The organism is Modestobacter caceresii, assembly GCF_000761485.1.
In the GTDB taxonomy this organism is placed as follows: Bacteria; Actinomycetota; Actinomycetes; order Mycobacteriales; family Geodermatophilaceae; genus Modestobacter; species Modestobacter caceresii.
In genome coordinates this window covers 1-15642 of sequence record NZ_JPMX01000054.1, presented here as the reverse complement: position 1 = coordinate 15642, position 15642 = coordinate 1, and the positions used below count along the sequence as shown (strand labels likewise).

Annotated in this window: 21 protein-coding genes; 9 read left to right on the top strand and 12 right to left on the bottom strand. The window is 75.6% G+C overall.

The annotated features are described in order from the left end of the window. Positions 1-8 precede the first annotated feature (8 nt). Complete coding sequence (locus IN07_RS12505) at positions 9-923, top strand: MSMEG_6728 family protein (protein WP_036336224.1); 915 nt, start codon at positions 9-11, stop codon at positions 921-923. A gap of 65 nt (positions 924-988) precedes the next feature. On the opposite strand, the gene IN07_RS25260 is transcribed toward IN07_RS12505, so the two are convergent. The 4 genes from IN07_RS25260 to IN07_RS12490 are packed head-to-tail and all read right to left on the bottom strand — an operon-like array spanning position 989 to position 2605. Beyond that, on the bottom strand, positions 989-1144 hold the full coding sequence (locus IN07_RS25260) for a hypothetical protein (protein ID WP_156119165.1): 156 nt from the start codon (positions 1142-1144) through the stop codon (positions 989-991). Then, positions 1141-1851 carry a hypothetical protein gene (locus IN07_RS24005; protein ID WP_052091205.1) on the bottom strand — a complete coding sequence of 237 codons (711 nt, stop codon included), beginning with the start codon at positions 1849-1851 and terminating at the stop codon, positions 1141-1143. Before IN07_RS24005 ends, IN07_RS25260 begins: the two co-directional genes overlap by 4 nt. Beyond that, complete coding sequence (locus tag IN07_RS12495) at positions 1848-2249, bottom strand: PaaI family thioesterase (RefSeq protein ID WP_036336223.1); 402 nt, start codon at positions 2247-2249, stop codon at positions 1848-1850. The genes IN07_RS24005 and IN07_RS12495 overlap by 4 nt, the downstream gene beginning before the upstream one ends. Next, the gene (locus IN07_RS12490) at positions 2246-2605 is read right to left on the bottom strand and encodes a VOC family protein (protein ID WP_036336222.1); all 360 of its coding nucleotides are present in this window, start codon (positions 2603-2605) and stop codon (positions 2246-2248) included. Before IN07_RS12490 ends, IN07_RS12495 begins: the two co-directional genes overlap by 4 nt. A 99-nt stretch (positions 2606-2704) precedes the next feature. Here IN07_RS12490 and IN07_RS12485 point away from each other — a divergent pair, with 99 nt between their 5' ends. Together IN07_RS12485 and IN07_RS25785 are read left to right on the top strand one after the other, a co-directional pair. Beyond that, a complete protein-coding gene (locus IN07_RS12485; protein ID WP_036336221.1) occupies positions 2705-3262 on the top strand; it encodes a YbaK/EbsC family protein in 558 nt (185 codons plus the stop codon). A 20-nt stretch (positions 3263-3282) separates the two neighbouring features. Then, positions 3283-3432, top strand: a complete 150-nt coding sequence (locus IN07_RS25785; RefSeq protein ID WP_197058465.1) for a hypothetical protein — start codon at positions 3283-3285, stop codon at positions 3430-3432. Here IN07_RS25785 and mscL read toward each other — a convergent pair. The 3 genes from mscL to IN07_RS12470 all read right to left on the bottom strand — a co-directional run bounded on the left by mscL (position 3429) and on the right by IN07_RS12470 (position 5035). Next, on the bottom strand, positions 3429-3848 hold the full coding sequence (gene mscL, locus IN07_RS12480; RefSeq protein ID WP_036336242.1) for a large conductance mechanosensitive channel protein MscL: 420 nt from the start codon (positions 3846-3848) through the stop codon (positions 3429-3431). The two genes, IN07_RS25785 and mscL, sit on opposite strands and share 4 nt — an antisense overlap. Positions 3849-3893: 45 nt before the next feature. Beyond that, positions 3894-4550: a Flp pilus assembly protein CpaB gene (cpaB, locus tag IN07_RS12475; protein ID WP_036336220.1), complete on the bottom strand. Its 657-nt coding sequence runs from the start codon at positions 4548-4550 to the stop codon at positions 3894-3896. Between the two features lie 110 nt (positions 4551-4660). Beyond that, positions 4661-5035 (bottom strand): FmdB family zinc ribbon protein, encoded by a 375-nt coding sequence (locus tag IN07_RS12470; RefSeq protein WP_036336218.1) that lies wholly within the window; start codon positions 5033-5035, stop codon positions 4661-4663. A gap of 177 nt (positions 5036-5212) precedes the next feature. Between IN07_RS12470 and IN07_RS12465 the strand changes: the two genes are divergently transcribed. Both IN07_RS12465 and IN07_RS12460 read left to right on the top strand, forming a co-directional pair. Continuing rightward, positions 5213-5695, top strand: coding sequence for a MarR family winged helix-turn-helix transcriptional regulator (locus IN07_RS12465; RefSeq protein WP_036336217.1), 483 nt, complete (start codon positions 5213-5215; stop codon positions 5693-5695). A gap of 42 nt (positions 5696-5737) precedes the next feature. Beyond that, a complete protein-coding gene (locus IN07_RS12460; protein WP_036336216.1) occupies positions 5738-6766 on the top strand; it encodes an LLM class flavin-dependent oxidoreductase in 1029 nt (342 codons plus the stop codon). 44 nt (positions 6767-6810) lie between these two features. Here the strand turns inward: IN07_RS12460 and IN07_RS12455 are convergent, their stop codons facing one another. The 5 genes from IN07_RS12455 to IN07_RS12435 all read right to left on the bottom strand — a co-directional run bounded on the left by IN07_RS12455 (position 6811) and on the right by IN07_RS12435 (position 11806). Then, positions 6811-7395 carry a hypothetical protein gene (locus IN07_RS12455; protein WP_036336215.1) on the bottom strand — a complete coding sequence of 195 codons (585 nt, stop codon included), beginning with the start codon at positions 7393-7395 and terminating at the stop codon, positions 6811-6813. A gap of 115 nt (positions 7396-7510) precedes the next feature. Continuing rightward, positions 7511-8233, bottom strand: a complete 723-nt coding sequence (locus IN07_RS12450; protein WP_197058463.1) for an AAA family ATPase — start codon at positions 8231-8233, stop codon at positions 7511-7513. A gap of 174 nt (positions 8234-8407) precedes the next feature. Next, positions 8408-9925: a carboxyl transferase domain-containing protein gene (locus IN07_RS12445; RefSeq protein WP_036336214.1), complete on the bottom strand. Its 1518-nt coding sequence runs from the start codon at positions 9923-9925 to the stop codon at positions 8408-8410. Beyond that, positions 9922-11163: a CaiB/BaiF CoA transferase family protein gene (locus IN07_RS12440; RefSeq protein ID WP_036336213.1), complete on the bottom strand. Its 1242-nt coding sequence runs from the start codon at positions 11161-11163 to the stop codon at positions 9922-9924. Before IN07_RS12440 ends, IN07_RS12445 begins: the two co-directional genes overlap by 4 nt. Before the next feature lie 67 nt (positions 11164-11230). Then, on the bottom strand, positions 11231-11806 hold the full coding sequence (locus tag IN07_RS12435) for a 5-formyltetrahydrofolate cyclo-ligase (protein WP_036336212.1): 576 nt from the start codon (positions 11804-11806) through the stop codon (positions 11231-11233). A gap of 27 nt (positions 11807-11833) precedes the next feature. On the opposite strand from IN07_RS12435, the gene IN07_RS12430 reads away from it, so the two are divergent. The 4 genes from IN07_RS12430 to sepX form a co-directional block, all read left to right on the top strand. After that, on the top strand, positions 11834-12778 hold the full coding sequence (locus IN07_RS12430) for a UTP--glucose-1-phosphate uridylyltransferase (RefSeq protein ID WP_036336211.1): 945 nt from the start codon (positions 11834-11836) through the stop codon (positions 12776-12778). Between the two features lie 107 nt (positions 12779-12885). Further along, positions 12886-14373, top strand: coding sequence for a molybdotransferase-like divisome protein Glp (glp, locus tag IN07_RS12425; RefSeq protein ID WP_197058462.1), 1488 nt, complete (start codon positions 12886-12888; stop codon positions 14371-14373). Between the two features lies 1 nt (position 14374). Further along, entirely contained in the window at positions 14375-14992 is a 618-nt protein-coding gene (locus IN07_RS12420) for a GNAT family N-acetyltransferase (RefSeq protein WP_331437132.1), read from the top strand. A 178-nt stretch (positions 14993-15170) separates the two neighbouring features. Then, positions 15171-15642, top strand: a 472-nt coding sequence (gene sepX / locus IN07_RS12415; RefSeq protein ID WP_036336239.1) for a divisome protein SepX/GlpR, incomplete at its 3' end; no start/stop codon positions are given.

Below are 15642 nucleotides of genomic sequence, written 5' to 3'. Positions count from 1 at the left end.
GGGCGGCGATGCAGACGTTCCTGCCGGTCGCCGACTTCACCGAGTCCGCCCGGCTCCTGGACAACCCCCGGTTGGGCAAGCAGCGGGTCGAGTGCCTGCAGGTGCTGCGCGCTCTCGAACTCCCCGACTACGGCTGGGCCAACCACCCGGTCGTCACCATGTGGCGCGGGCACACCGCCGGGCTGGTCGTCTACTCGCTGGCGATGGTCCGGGTCTGGCGGGAGCGCGGCTTCGCCGACAGCACCGAGACGCTGATCGCCGAGTTCGCCCCGGACGCCGCCCGGCTGACCCAGGCCGAGGCCGCGGACGCCGGCCTGCTGCCCAGCTGGGTGGGGAACGAGGAGCTGCACCGCTCGCACCGGTCGAACCTGCTGGCCAAGGACTCGGGCTTCTACCGGTCCCGGTTCCCCGGCGACCCCGACGACCTGCCCTACCTGTGGCCCGGCGCCGACGACGTCCCGCCCGTAACTGCGCCCGAGGGGGTCCCGGTCTGGGTGGTGCGGCCACGGGCACACCCCGAGCTCGGCGCGGCGCTGGCCACGGGGGTGGTCGGCCTCGGCACCCAGTCCGGCATCGACGTCGACGCGACCGGTCAGTCGGCGGCCGAGCTGCGGGCGCTGTCCAAGGAGCTCTCCGGCCGCCGCCCGGCCAAGGACCTGCGCCAGCTGTCGGCGTTCCTGGACGAGGTGGCGCCCGGGGACCTGGTCGGGCTGCCGGTCGAGCACGGCGCCGGGTTGCTGCTCGGTGAGGTCGTGGGCGACTACGTCTTCGCCGGCCGGGAGCTGCTGCCGCACCGCCGTCCGGCCCGGTTCGCGTCCGTGGTGCCGCGGTCGGCGGCGCGGCCGCCGGCCACCCTGCAGGACCCCCGCGCGCTGTTCCGGGTCGTCCTCGACCCCGACGCCGTCCCGGCCGGGCTGCGCTGACCTCCCCGACCGCCCGGGGCGACCGGGTGGTCAGCGAGCCGGGGCGACCGGGTGGTCAGCGCGGCTCAGCCCAGGCCTGCCCCGACACCCGTGACCGCCGAGGCCAGCCGTCGCCGCGCCTCGGGCAGGTCGGCCGGTTCCCGGGCGGCGTGCACGAACCACCAGGCGCCGGCGTAGAGGCGCCGGAGCCAGACGAACGGCGCGAGTTCTGCGTCGCTCACCGGGTCGGGCATCGCGTCCAGCGCCGCTCGGCCGTCGAGACGGGCCGAGCAGCGGAGGCTGGCGAGGTCCCAGGCGCGCGGGCCGCGGGAGGTGTCCTCCAGGTCGGTCCAGCGCAGGCCCTCGCCGGTGACCAGCAGCAGAAGGACCCCGGTCTCCTCACCCCTCGCAAGCTCGCGGCGAGCCTCGGACCGGGGCCGTCATTTGCGCCATCCGCTTGAGGAGCCGGGTCGGCGCCGAGCCCGGTGCCGGTGTCGAGGAAGACGGCCAGGTCCTCCAGCGGTCGGTCCAGCGGCGAGCCGGTCCACAGCGGCGGCAGCGTGCCGAGCACCTCGTGCAGCTCGGCCAGTGACCGGCCGGCCTGCACCGCGGTCGGTCGACCCGTCGACACGTCGACATGTCGCCAGAACGACACCGTGAGCCCGTCGTGCTCGTGCGGTCCCGGCGGCAGCACGTCCGACGGCGGGACGACCGCCGCCCCGGCCGCGGTCAGCGCTGCGGCGAGCGCCACCTCCCGGGTGAACGGCCGGCGGATCTCCGGACGGAGCAGCGGCGTGTGGACGGCCACCCGGGCCACCACCGGCGCCGGGCGTAGGTGCACCACCGCGTTGACGCCCCAGGACAGCAGCGCCGGGTCCTCGACGGGCAGGCCGTGCTGCCGGGCGACGGCGACAGCCGCGGCGACGGCCTGCTCGACCGACGCCGTCACGACCCGGGCAGCGGCACGTTCTGCAGTCGCACCTGCCCACGGGCGGCGATCTTGCCGTCCTCGCGGGTGAGGGTGACCAGCCACAGCTGCAGCGTCTTCCCCTGCTGCACCGGCTCGGCGAGGACGTCGAGCCGGCCGGCGGTCATCGGGCGCAGGAAGTCGGTGCTGTTGTTCACGCCCACCGCGAACTGGCCGCGCTCGACCACCGCCGCGCTCGCTCCCACGCTGGCGGCGCCCTCCACGATCGTGCAGTAGACGCCGCCGTGCACGACGCCCCACGGGGTGTGGTGCTCCGGCCCGACCTCGACGTGCCCGGTGACCCGCGTGCCGGTGACCTCGGCCAGCTCGAACCCGGTGGCCGCGACGAACGCGCTGGCGGCCGTCAGGTCCGGCGTCACGCGGCGTCCCAGACCAGGCAGAACGGGTGCCCGACCGGGTCGGCGTAGACCCGGAAGTCGCCACCGCCCCCGGGCAGCCGGCGGGCACCCAGCTCCAGCACCTGCGGCTCGACGACGTCGACGTCGGCGACCCGGATGTCGAGGTGGAACTGCTGTGGCCGGGCCGGGTCCGGCCAGTCCGGCGGCTGGAGGTCCGGGGCCTGCTGGAAGGCGATCCGGTACCCGGCGCCGGTGACCACCACCCAGTCGTCGCCGGGCTCGCCCTGCACCTCCATGCCGAGCAGGCCGGCGTAGAAGGTCGCCAGGGCGTGCGCGTCGGGGGCGTCGATGACCACGGAGTGCAGCTGACCGATCATGGCGGCCATCCTCTCCCGGCCCTGCCCGGGCCCACCACCAGGTGTCCGGCCGGCGACCCCGCGCGCTGGTCAGCGCGGAGCGTGTCGCACGATCAGGGCATGGCCGCACCCGACTCCGCCCCGCAGCTCGGCACGTTGACCTGGCTCCCGGCCGCCGACCACCTGGAGCTGCTCGGCGAGCCCGTCGCCGCGGCGCTGCCGTCGCTGACCGGGCCGGCCTGGGTGGCGTCCATCGACGACGAGGCCGCCGACACCGCGGCGTTCACCGACGTCTACGAGGTCCCGGCCGCCGCCTCGGCCAACTGCGTGGTGGTCGCCGCGCGCCGGTCGGGGGAGACCACGCTGGCCGCCTGCCTGGTGCTGGCCACCACCCGCGCCGACGTGAACGGGCTGGTCCGGCGGCACCTGGGGGCGCGCAAGGCGTCGTTCGCGCCGCAGGACGTCGCGGTCGCGGAGAGCGGGATGGCCTACGGCGGGATCACCCCCGTCGGGCTGCCGGCGTCCTGGCCGGTGCTGGTCGACGCCGCGGTGGCCGCCAGCGAGCTCGTGGTGATCGGTTCGGGCACCCGGGGCAGCAAGCTCGCCGTCTCCGGCGCCGTGCTGGCCGGGCTGCCGGGCGCGGAGGTGCTCGAGGGACTGGGCCAGCCGATCGGCTGACCGTGCCTACCCTCGGAGTCGTGTCAGAGCGCGATCAGGAACCCGCCCCGCCGCGCCCCGAGCGGGCGCCCGACGACAGCGACGTCGGCTGGGGGGAACGGCTGACCGACTCGGACGACGACGAGCGCCGCTACCTGGCGGACCGCCCACCGCACTGGGGCAGCGACTAGGCGCGGTGCCGGGCCTCCGGGCCGGACGCCGGCGGCTGCCCGTGCTGGGCCTGGAGCAGATCGCGGATCTCGACGAGGAGCTCGGTCTGGGTGGGCAGCACCGGCCCGGTCTGCTCACCGCGCTCCCGGCGCTCGAACAGCGTCTTCATCGGCAGCACGACCACGAAGTAGATGACCGCCGCGGTCAGCACGAAGGTGATCAGCTGGTTGACGAAGGCGCCCCAGGTGAAGTCCTGCCCGTTGACCTCCAGGACGCCGCCGTCCACGCCGCCGCCCCCGATCAGCCCGATCAGCGGGCGCAGGAACGACTCGGTGAACGAGGTGACCACGGCCGTGAACGCGGTGCCGATGACCACCGCCACCGCGAGGTCGATGACGCTCCCGCGGAGCAGGAAGTCCTTGAAGCCCTTGAGCACGAACGGCACCTCTCGGTCGCGGGGACCCCACTGCGGAGCCCCTGATCACGGCCGGCCGAGCGTAACGGTGAGCGTCGCGGTCGCCGCGGCAGCGGCCAGCCGCGCCGCGGTGTCCGGGGAGACCGCCAGCACCAGCAGCCCGCCGCCGGCCGGGGTGCCCGCCGTCGGGCCGTCGCTGACCTCCGGCGTCGGGGCGGTGAGCACGCGGGCGCCGCTGGCGACCACCTCGACGACCGGGGCAGCGACCGCGCCCGGCGCGCCGGCGGCCAGCACGTCGACCCGGTCACCGGCGCGCAGCAGCGTCGCCACCGCCAGGTCGGCCAGCCGGACGGGGGCGGCGACCTGCCCGGCGGGGACCGCCGACCACAGCCCCGGCCCGACCAGCCGGACGTCGGTGACCGGCTCACCGGAGCGCACCGGCGCGGCCAGCAGCTGACCGGTCAACCCGGCGACGTCGGCCGTGGCCCCAGAGGGGAGCAGGCCGGTGGGCAGCTCGGCTGCCGCGAGATCGCCGGCGGTGAGCACCGTGCCGGCCGGGAGGTCCGCCGCGGCGACGACCACCGGGACGGTCGGCTGTTCGCGCTGGCCCGGGGGCGACGGCGGTGGGCGCAGCGCGAGGACCAGGGCCAGGCACACGAGCGCGGCCGCGGCCACCTGCCGCAGCAGGTGCACGGTGGAGCGCGGACGGCGGAGACGGGGCACACGACGACGCTAGGAGCGGCGGCGGCGCCCATCCCGGTGCGGCGCGAGGCTGTGGACTGCGGGCCCGGCTGTGGACCGGCGGCAGCGCGCCGCCGTCGTCCGTGCGCCGGTCAGTTCGCGGCCTTGCCCCCGCTGCTGCTGGACGAGGAGCTGCTCGACGACGTGGACGCCGTGCCGCTCGACGTCGTGCTGCTGGTCTTGCTGCCGGCGTCCTTGCTGCCGGACTCCTTGCTGCCCCCGGAGTCCTTGCTCCCGCCGGAGGACTCCTTCGACGAGCTGGAGCTGGTCGAGGCGCCCTCGCCCTTGCGGCTGTCGGTCCGGTAGAAGCCCGACCCCTTGAAGACCACGCCCACCGAGCCGTAGACCTTGCGCACCGGCGCCTCGCACTCGGTGCAGGTGGCCACGGCGGGGTCGGTGAACGACTGCACGACCTCGAACTCGTGCTTGACCTCGGGGTTGGTGCAGACGTACTGGTAGGTGGGCACGGTGCTGGAGCTCCTCGTCCGATCCGAGCCGGGCTGGCACTCCGCCCCGGCGACTGCCAATGATGCGCCGTCGGCCCGCCCGGCGTCCACGCCGGTCGACCGGTGTCCGCCCGCCGGGTGACGAGCGTCTCCCGCTGCGGCCGGACGGCGCCGACCCGGCCGGTAGCGTGGCCGGGCGTGTCCTCCCCGTGGCTCGACGAGCAGCAACAGCGCACCTGGCGGGCCTGGCTGGCCGTCGCCGAGCTGCTGCCGCGCACGCTCGACGCCCAGCTCCAGCGGGACGCCGGCCTCACCCATGCGGCCTACGTGGTGCTCGCGATGCTGTCCGAGGCGCCGGGCGGGAACCTGCGGATGAGCGACCTGGCGCGCACCGCGAACCAGTCGCAGAGCCGGCTCTCGCACACCGTGGCCCGGCTGGAGGAGCGGGGGTGGGTGCGCCGCGAGAAGGCCGCCGAGGACCGCCGCGGCAACGTCGCCGTGCTGACCGACGCCGGCCGGGACGTCGTGGAGCGGGTCGCGCCCGGGCACGTGGCCGCCGTCCGGGAAGGGGTGTTCGCCGCGCTGACCCCCGCGCAGACGCAGGCGCTGGAGGAGGCGCTCACCGCCGTCCTCAACCGGCTGGACCCCGATGCAACGCTGCGGGCGCACGAGCCCGGCTGAGCAGCGGGAAGCCCGCCCGCCGGGGCGGTGTTGGCCGCAGTGATGTCCGAGACCCCGCTGCCCCTGTCCGTGCTCGAACTGGCCACCGTCGGGTCCGGGCAGACCACCGCCGACGCCCTGGCGCACACCGTCGCCGTCGCGCAGGCCGCCGACCGGCTCGGTTACCGGCGGCTGTGGGTGGCCGAGCACCACAACATGCCGGCGGTGGCCAGCACCAACCCGCCGGTGCTCATCGCCCACCTGGCCGCGGTGACCGACCGGATCGCCGTCGGCTCCGGCGGGGTGATGCTGCCCAACCACGCGCCCCTGGTGGTGGCCGAGCAGTTCGCCCTGCTCGAGGCGCTGCACCCCGGGCGGATCGACCTGGGCATCGGCCGGGCCCCGGGCACCGACCAGCACACCGCCCTGGCGCTGCGCCGCGACCCGGAGCTGCTGTCGGCCGAGCAGTTCCCGCAGGACCTGCTCGACCTGCTCGGGCTCTTCGGTGACCAGCGGGTCGAGGGCGGGCTGGCCGAGCGGTTCACCGCCACGCCCGCCGCCGTCTCCGCGCCCCGGGTGGTGCTGCTGGGCTCCAGCAGCTACTCCGCGCAGCTGGCCGGGCAGCTCGGGCTGCCGTTCACCTTCGCCCATCACTTCGGCAGCCCGCACGCCGTCGCTGCGCTGGAGCTCTACCGGGAGTCCTTCCGGCCCTCGGACGCACTGCCCCGGCCGTACGCCGTCGTCACCGCGAGCACGCTGGTCGCCGACTCCGACGAGGAGGCCCGCCGGCTGGCGCTGCCCGGTCAGCTGATGCGGCTCTCCATCCGCACCAACCGGCTGCGCCCGGTGCCCAGCCTCGTGGAGGCGGCCACCGACCCGGAGCGGGCCGCCGCCGAGGGGATGCCGAGCAACGCGATCGTCGGCGGCCCGGAGCGGGCGGTCGCCGAACTGCGGCAGCTGGCCGCGAACACCGGCGCCGACGAGCTGATGGTCACCGCCTCCACCCACGGGGTGGCCGAGCGCGTGCGCAGCCTGGAGCTGCTCGCCGCGGCCTGGGGGCTCACCCCCGCCGGGCAGGCGACCGCGGCCTGAGGCGTCGGCCCGCCTCAGGCCGCTCCGCCCCAGGCCGGCCCGCCTCAGGCGGAGCGGAGGACGGCGGCCTTCACGCTGGTGAGGCCCGCGCCGAGGGCCCCGCGCACGGTGGAGCTCGTCCGCTGCTGCTCGCCCTGCTGAGCGGCCAACACGATGAGCACGCCGGTCAGCGCAGGGGTGACCCACTGCAGCGGCTTCTGCCCCTTCTGCGCGGCGGCGACGTCCGACGGTGTGTTGGGCGCCGGGTCGGTCGCGGTCTCACTCGGCACCGGTGACTTGGCCCCGATCTTGGCGCCCAGTGCCCCGCTGGCGATCGACGTCCCGATCGCGGCGACGGTCAGCGCGCTCTTGACCACGGTGTTCGCCATCGCTCCCGGCCCGGTGGCCACCCGGCCACGGTCGGCGCGCAGCATGCCCACCGAGCCGATCAGGTGCGCGGCGATCGCGGCCCCCTGCACCGGTGACCAGGCCGCCCAGCCGATCGAGGACAGCCGGGTCCGCTCGGTGCTGTCGCGAGCGGCGGCCGCGGCCTTGTCCAGGCCGACGGCACCCATCAGGTTGCCGCCGAACCAGGCGGCCAGGCCGAGGTCGTGCATGGAGCGGAGGACGGTGTGCTGGTCGTTCGACATGGGGTCTCCTCGTGTGCCCGGCCGGCGGCCGAGGCGGGGAGCCGGAAGGTCTGACCGGCTCCCGGACAGCCGTGCCCGCTGCGGAGGTCGGCAACCCCGTCGTCGGTGACCGAGTTCACCGCAGGTGCCGGAGGTAGAGGGCCGGGTCGATGAGGAACTGCCGCCAGTCGACGGTGAGCTCCAGCTCGTCCCACTGCGCGGGCCGCATCCCCCAGTCACCGACCTCCACCAGCTGGGCTCCCGGCAGGGCGGCGACGACGGGGGAGTGGGTGGCGACGACGACCTGCGCACCGGACGCCACCAGGTCCAGCAGCACCGTGACCAGCGCCAGGCTGCCGCCGAAGGAGAGCGCCGCATCGGGCTCGTCCAGCAGGTAGGTGCCGCCCCCGCCACCGGCCCGCCGGGTGAGGACCTCGAGGAACGCCTCGCCGTGGGAGAGCTCGTGGTAGCTCGGGTCGGGGCTGCCGATCCCCTCCAGGTGGCTGTACAGGGTGTGCAGCGTCTCGTCGCGGAGGAAACAGCCCCACCGGGACGCGCCGGGGCTGCGCTCGACGACCAGCCCGAGCGACTCCGGCTCGCTGGGCCGGGTGCTGAACCGGGTGTTCACCGTGCCGCCCTCCGGGTTCAGGCCCAGGGTGACGGCGAGCAGCTCCATCACCGTCGACTTGCCCGACCCGTTCTCGCCGACCAGCACCAGCGCGCCGTGCGGCAGCTCCAGCCCGGTGTCGAGCAGCTGGGCGACCGCCGGCACGGTCAGCGGCCACCGCGCGCGCTCCTCGCCGGTCGGGGCGGGCCGGCCGGGATCGGGTCGGAATCGGCGGATCGGTCGGCTGTCCACGCCGATCATCCTGGCCCGGGGGACGACGGTCAGGACGACGTCCCCCGGCTCCTCGGGCAGTCCCCCTGCACCACCGGCTGTCCCCCCGCACCAACGCTGGTGCGGGGGGACAGCCGGTGATCAGGTGACCTGATCACCACTGCGGACGGGGGACGCCGCGGACGGGGCACGGCGTCAGTGGCCCAGGTGCCGCCAGCGCCGGGTGCGGGAGCGCATCCGCTCGACGTCGTCCCGGCCGAGCAGCCCGGCCAGCTCCTCGGCCAGCACCCGGCCCAGTCGCTGGCAGAACTCCACCGGCTCGTCCGCGGCGTCGGGCCGCTCCGGCACCACCCGGTCGACGATCCCGGCCCGCCACAGGTCGGTGGCCCGCACGCCCTGCGAGGCGGCGAGCTCGTCGGCCCGGTCGACGGTGCGGTGCACGATCGCCGAGGCGCCTTCCGGGGGCAGCGGGCCCAGCCAGCCGTTGGCCGCGGCCAGCACCCGATCGGCCGGCACGAGGGCCAGGGCGCCGCCGCCGGTGCCCTGGCCGAGCAGCACGGCGAGGGTCGGCGCCTTCAGCACCACCATGTCCTGCAGGCAGCGGGCGATCTCCCCGGCCAGCCCGCCCTCCTCGGCGTCGACCGACAGGGCCGCGCCCGGGGTGTCGATCAGCGTGAGCAGCGGCAACCGCAGCTCCGCGGCCAGCCGCATGCCGCGCCGGGCCTCGCGCAGCGCACCCGGGCCCAGTGGCGCCGACAGCGACTGCCCACGCCGGTCCTGGCCCAGCACGACGCAGGGTGCGCCGCCGAAGCGGGCCAGCGCCAGCAGCAGCCCCGGGTCGGACTCGCCGGCGCCGGTGCCGTTGAGCGTGACGACGTCGGTCGCCGCCGTCCGCAGCAGCTGGCGGGCCCCCGGGCGCGACGTCCGCCGGGACGCGGTGACCACGTCCCAGGCGCTGCGGCCGTCCTCCGGGTCGTCGGCCTGCGTGCCGTCGCCGGAGACCGGGCCCTCGACCGAGGCGGCACGGTGCCAGGTCTCCCGGGCGGCCAGCACCCGCAGTGCCCGGTCGGCGACGTCGGCGAGCTCGTCGACCGGGACGACGCCGTCGATGAGCCCGCGCGAGGCCATGTTCTCCGCCGTCTGCACCCCCGGCGGGAAGGGCTCCCCGTACAGCGCCTCGTACACCCGGGGGCCGAGGAAGCCGATCGAGGCGCCCGGCTCGGCGATCGTCACGTGCCCCAGCGAGCCCCAGGAGGCCAGCACCCCGCCGAACGTCGGGCCACGCAGGTACACCAGGTAGGGCAGCCCGGCCTCCTTGTGCCGGGCGATCGCCGCGGTGATGCCGATCATCTGCAGGAAGGCGACGGTGCCCTCCTGCATCCGGGTCCCCCCGGAGACCGGCGCGGCCAGCAGCGGCAGCCCCTCGTCGGTGGCGCGCTCGACCGCCGCCATCAGCCGCTCGGCGGTGGCGATGCCGATCGACCCGGCCAGGAAGCCGAACTCCCCGGCCACGACGGCGACCCGCCGGCCGCGCAGCGTGCCCTCGCCGGTGACGACCGCCTCGTCCTGGCCGCTCTTCTCCGCCGCCCGTGCCAGCTCCGCCGCGTAGGCGTCGTCGACCTCGCGCGGGGGCACGCCGGAGTCCCAGGACCGCCAGGACCCCGGGTCGAGCACGATGTCCCGCAGCGCCCGGGCGTCCAGCCGGGAGCTCACGTGGCGTGCCCGTCCTCGACGTCGGCGCCCTCACCGTCGGGCTGCGGCACGCCCTCGGTCGGCCCGGACAGCCACCTCCGGATCGCCTCGCCGTCGGCGCCCAGCACCGGCGGCGGGGTGTGGTCGCGGCGGGTCGTCTCGGTCTCGCCGTCGGTGCCGGGGGCGAAGAAGCGCAGCGGCGGGCCGGGCAGGGTGAGCGGCCCGGCGGTCGGGTGGTCGACGGAGATCGCCAGCCCCTGGGAGAGGGTCTGCTCCCAGGCGTAGACCTCGTCCAGGGTGCGCACCTTGCCGGCCGGCACGCCGGCCGCGGCCAGCCGGGCCAGCAGCTCCTCGGCCGGGATCTCGGCGAAGGCGGTCTCCAGCAGCTCGATCACCCGATTGCGGTTGCCCACCCGCTCGCCGTTGGTGGCCAGGCCCTCGGCGTCGGGATCGAAGCCGAACTCGGTGCACAGCCGGCGCCACAGGCCCTCGCTGCCGCAGGAGAGCTGCACGCTCCCGCCCGCGCAGCGGAACAGGCCGTAGGGGGCGATCGAGGGGTGGTGGTTGCCCTGCCCGCGGTTGACCTGGCCGGCGACGGTGTACGCCGTCCCCTGGAAGGCGTGCACGCCGACGACGGCGGCCAGCAGCGAGGTGCGCACCACCTGGCCGACACCGGTGCGCTCCCGCTCCAGCAGCGCGGCGAGCACCCCGTAGGCGCCGTACATGCCCGCCAGCAGGTCACCGATCGGGACGCCGACCTTCTGCGGGTCCTCCGGGCCGGAGCCGGTGAGCGACATCAGCCCGGCCTCGCCCTGGGCGATCTGGTCGTAGCCGGCGCGCTGCCCCTCCGGGCCGTCGTGGCCGAAGCCGCTGATCGACAGCTGGACCAGCCGGGGGTTGAGCTCGGCGAGCACGTCGGTGCCGAAACCGAGGCGGGCCAGCGTGCCGGGCCGGAAGTTCTCCAGCAGCACGTCGGCGCGGCGCACCAGCTCGGTCAGCACCTGCTTGTCCGCGTCGTCCTTGAGGTCGAGGGTGATCGACTCCTTGTTGCGGTTGGCGGAGAAGAAGTACGTCGACTCCCGGCCCGCGCCCTCGGGCTGGACGAACGGCGGGCCCCAGCCGCGGCTGTCGTCACCACTGCCCGGGCTCTCCACCTTGATCACCCGGGCGCCGAGGTCGCCGAGCATCATCCCGGCGTGCGGTCCGGCCAGGGCGCGGGTCAGGTCGACGACGAGGACGCCGTCCAGGGGGCCACTCACGAGGGGTTGGTCCTTCCAACGAGACGACGGAGACGTCGGTCACCCTCTCACCGGCCCGCCGGGCGCGTCAGTCGAGCTGCCACCAGCCGGCAGACGGGGTGACGACGGCGGTCACCCGGCGGTCGTGCGGACCGGCCGGCAGCTCGGCCACCAGCTCCTCGTCGAACACCACGGCCACCACCGTCACGCCGGGGCGGGCGTGCACCAGCGCGCGGTCGTAGAAGCCGCCGCCGCGACCCAGTCGCGTGCCGTCGGCGGCCACGGCCAGCGCGGGGACGACGACCACGTCGGCCGCGGCCAGCGCACCGGGCGGCAGGCGGGGGCCGGTCGGCTCGAGCAGCCCGAAGCGGCCGGGAGCCAGCCGGCCGTCGTGCTCGGTCCAGGACAGCTCCCGGCCGCGCGCCGGCACCACCGGGAGCAGCAGCCGGCCGGGCAGTGCGCCGGGCAGCCGGCCGACGCCGGGTTCCTCGGCGGCGGGCACGTACGCGGCGACCACGGAGCTCCCGCCGAGCCGCTCGGCGAGCACCGCGGCGAGCGCCTCGGCCGCCGCTGAACGGGCTGCCGGCGACCGGGCTGCGCGTCCGGCCAGCAGGGACTCCCGCAGCGCGGCCTTCGCGCTCACCACCTCGGGGGAGTCCGCCATGGCGGCAGGCTAGCTACGCTGCCCGGCATGTCGAGTGAGTCCGCCCCGAGCCCGCGCCCGGCCACGAAGTCCGTCATCCCGGTGGCCGGGATGGGAACCCGCTTCCTCCCGGCCACCAAGGCCGTCCCCAAGGAGCTGCTGCCGGTCGTCGACCGGCCGGCCCTGCAGTACATCGTCGAGGAGGCCGCCCGGGCCGGCGTCGGCGAGGTGCTGATGGTGACCGGGCGCAACAAGGGCAGCATCGAGGACTACTTCGACCGGACGCCGGAGCTGGAGACCGCCCTGGAGGCCAAGGGCGACCAGAGCCGGCTCGACGCGGTGCACGAGTCCACCGACGTCGCGCAGGTCTTCTTCGTGCGCCAGGGCGAGGCGAAGGGCCTGGGCCACGCCGTCCTGCAGGCCGCGCCCTTCGTCGGCGACGAGCCGTTCGCGGTGCTGCTCGGCGACGACATCATCGACGCCCGCGACCACCTGCTCGAGCAGATGCTCGCCGTGCAGGCCGAGCACGGTGGCGCGGTGATCGCGCTGCTGGACGTAGGGGCGGACAACATCTCCAAGTACGGCGCCGTCGCCGTCGAGGACGCCCACGTCTCCGGGGACGCCGCCGGCGACCAGGTCTTCCGGGTCACCGGCATGGTGGAGAAGCCCCCGGCCGACGAGGCGCCCAGCACGCTGGCGATCATCGGCCGCTACGTGCTGCCCCCGGAGGTCTTCCCGGCGATCCGGGACACCCCGCCCGGCCGCGGCGGGGAGATCCAGCTGACCGACGCGCTGCTCAAGCTGGTCGAGAACGGCATGCCCGTGCACGGCGTCGTCTTCTCCGGCCGCCGGTACGACACCGGCGACAAGCTCGACTACCTCAAGGCGGTCGTCCAGCTGGCGGTCGAGCGCGACGACCTGGGCCCCAGCTTCGGCCCGTGGCTGCGGAACTTCGTCGCCGACCTCCCCGCCGAGGGCGCGTCGCCCGCCTGAGCGGCCCCTCCAGAGGGCACCATCGGGCTCAGGTCCGTCATCGGCGCCGTGACCGGTCGATCCGGGCGCGGGGCTGGCCCGATGACGGAGGGACGACGGTGGTGGGGATGAGCGACGACAGCACACGCGGGTGGATCTCCGGCGGAGGCCGGGACACGACCCAGCTGGACCTGACGAGCGGCGGGCTGGTCCCGTCGCCACGGGACAACCGGCTGGTCTCCGGCCCGGCGCCGGTGGTCACCCACGACACCGTGCAGGTCGACCGGTCGGTGTTCTCCTCCGACCGGGTGCCCTCGCCGGCGATCGCCACCGGCGACCGGTCACCGGACCCGATGGCCGACACCGGCTCGGTCGACGTGTCCGGGGTCCGGCTGCGCCCCGTCGAGCACCACCTGGACGAGATCCTCGGCGCCGTCCCCCAGCCCGACCCGATCGAGCTCGCGGTGCTCGACGCCCAGGGGCTGCTCTGCGCCGAGCTGGTCACCAGCCAGCGCTCGCTGCCCGCCTTCGACCAGGCCGGGCTCGACGGGTACGCCGTCCGGGCCGCCGACATCGTCACCGCGACCGTCGAACAGCCCGTCGACCTCGCCGTCGTCGGTGAGACCGCCGCCGGCGACGGGGAGCCGACCTCGATCAGCGCCGGCCTCGCGCAGAAGGTCGCCGTCGGCGCGATGCTGCCGGCCGGTGCCGACGTCGTCGTCCCGGCCGCCTGGACCGACCAGGGCGCCGCCCGGGTCCAGGTCTTCGCCGCGCTCGCGCCGGGCAGCTACGTCCGCCGGGTCGGGGACGACGTCGCCACCGGTGACACCGCGGTGGAGATCGGCACCCCCATCGGGCCGGCCCAGATCAGCCTGCTGGCCGCCGTCGGGCGTGAGCGCGTCGCGGTGCGGCCGCGTCCGCGGATCACCGTGCTGTGCGCCGGGGACGAGCTCGTCGACGTCGGCGCGGTCGCCGGCCCCGGCCAGCAGGTCGACGTGAACAGCTATGCGCTGGCCGCCGCGGCGCGGGACGCCGGCGCCGCGGCCTACCGGGCGGGGATCATGCCCAACGACCGGCGGCGGATGGTCGAGCTGCTGGAGGGCCAGATGCTCCGCAGCGACATCGTCCTGGTCGCCGGCACCTTCGCCAACGGCGGTCACGACCTGCTCCAGGAGGCGCTGGACGAACTCGGTGGGGTCACCTTCACCCAGGTGGCCATGCACCCCGGCCCGGTGCACGCCTTCGGCAAGCTCGGGCCCGACGCCGTCCCGGTGATCTGCGTGCCCGGTGAGCCGGTCGCCGCCCTGGTCGCCTTCGAGGTCTTCGTCCGCCCGGCGATCCGCTTGATGCTCGGCAAGCGCCAGCTGTTCCGGCGCACCGTGCAGGCCGTCTCCGCCCAGCAGCTGCTCTCGCCGCTGGGGTACCGGCAGTACCTGCACGGCCAGGTGATGCGCCACCCCGACGGTGGTTACGTCGTCGAGCCGATCGGGGACGGCGACCAGGCCATGCTCGCCCGGATGGCCCGGGCCAACTGCCTGATCGTGGTGGACGAGGACGTCACCGAGGTGTCCGCCGGGGGACTCGTGACCGTCATGCCGATGCTGCTCGGGGGCTGATCTGGACCCGTCCCTGCACCCGGGCTGGCCGGCACGGCTGGCCTGGGGGCCGGTCGAGCTGCACCCGCTGCGCCGCGACGACGCCCGCGAGTGGGCCCGGCTGCGCACCGCGAACGAGGCGTGGCTGCTGCCCTGGGAGCCGTCCACCGGGTTGACCTGGTCCCAGCGGCACACCCCGGCGGCCTACCGGGCGATGCGCCGGGCGGCGTCCCGGCGCGCCCGGGTCGGGACGTCGCTGCCCTTCGCCGTGCGGTACGAGGGGCGGCTGGCCGGTCAGGTGACCGTCGACAACGTCGTCCGGGGGGCGCTGCGCTCCGGGAGCCTGGGCTACTGGGTCGACCAGGCCGTGGCCGGGCGGGGCGTGGCCTCGCTGGCGGTGGCGCTGGTCTGTGACCACGCCTTCGGGCCGGTGGGGCTGCACCGGCTGCAGGCCGACATCCGGCCGGAGAACGGGCCGAGCCGGCGACTGGTCGAGCGGCTGGGCTTCCGGCAGGAGGGGCTGTTCCGCGACTACCTGGACATCGACGGGGCCTGGCGGGACCACCTCGGCTACGCCCTGCTGGCCGGGGAGAACCCCCGCGGTGTGCTGGCCCGGTGGCGCGCCCGCGCACCTCGCTGAGCGGCCGGGCGGGAACGCCGACACGCCGGTTGCGCCGGCGACGCGCCGACACACCGGGAGACGTCCCGGGTATCGGCAGTCCGCGGCCTTACCTTGACTCCCGAGTGACGGATGTGACTCGTGTGGCCCCAGGGATGGGGTCGTTCCGCTGGGCCAGGGATGGATCGGGGTGTTCGAGATGGGATCGGGCGTACTGCTGGCCGCTCTCGTCGTGCTGTGGTTCGTGGTCCTGGTGCCGATGGTGGTCACCCGGGGCGACACGCACACGGTGAACGGTGCAGCCAACTCAGGACGGACCCTGCAACGACGGCGGCCCGTGGACCCGGTGGTCCACGCCGAGACCGAGCGGGTGAGCATCGACCGGGCACAGCTGCGCAGCAGCGGTGAGCTCCAGGTCGACGTGCACGCCCGGCGTCGTCGCACGCTGGCCGGGCTCGTCGGCCTCGCCGTGCTGGCGCTGATCGGTGCGCTGGCCTACCGGTCGTGGCTGTGGGCGCCGCAGGTGCTGCTGGACCTCGCCGTCGTCGGCTACCTGATGGTGACCGCCGCCGCGGCCAAGCGGGAGCGGCGGACCGCCGCCCGCCGTGCGGCCCGGGCCGCCCAGCGACCGCCGCGCGCCCGCCCCGTGCAGCAGCGTCCGGCGGCTGCTC

What these genes read in the sequence shown, in the direction of transcription:
- IN07_RS12505 (WP_036336224.1), top strand. Translation starts at nt 9, where the DNA reads ATGCAGACGTTCCTGCCGGTCGCCGACTTCACCGAGTCCGCCCGGCTC.
- IN07_RS12490 (WP_036336222.1), bottom strand. Translation starts at nt 2,605, where the DNA reads ATGATCGGTCAGCTGCACTCCGTGGTCATCGACGCCCCCGACGCGCAC.
- IN07_RS12485 (WP_036336221.1), top strand. Translation starts at nt 2,705, where the DNA reads ATGGCCGCACCCGACTCCGCCCCGCAGCTCGGCACGTTGACCTGGCTC.
- IN07_RS12460 (WP_036336216.1), top strand. Translation starts at nt 5,738, where the DNA reads ATGTCCGAGACCCCGCTGCCCCTGTCCGTGCTCGAACTGGCCACCGTC.
- IN07_RS12455 (WP_036336215.1), bottom strand. Translation starts at nt 7,395, where the DNA reads ATGTCGAACGACCAGCACACCGTCCTCCGCTCCATGCACGACCTCGGC.
- IN07_RS12435 (WP_036336212.1), bottom strand. Translation starts at nt 11,806, where the DNA reads ATGGCGGACTCCCCCGAGGTGGTGAGCGCGAAGGCCGCGCTGCGGGAG.
- IN07_RS12430 (WP_036336211.1), top strand. Translation starts at nt 11,834, where the DNA reads ATGTCGAGTGAGTCCGCCCCGAGCCCGCGCCCGGCCACGAAGTCCGTC.
- glp (WP_197058462.1), top strand. Translation starts at nt 12,886, where the DNA reads ATGAGCGACGACAGCACACGCGGGTGGATCTCCGGCGGAGGCCGGGAC.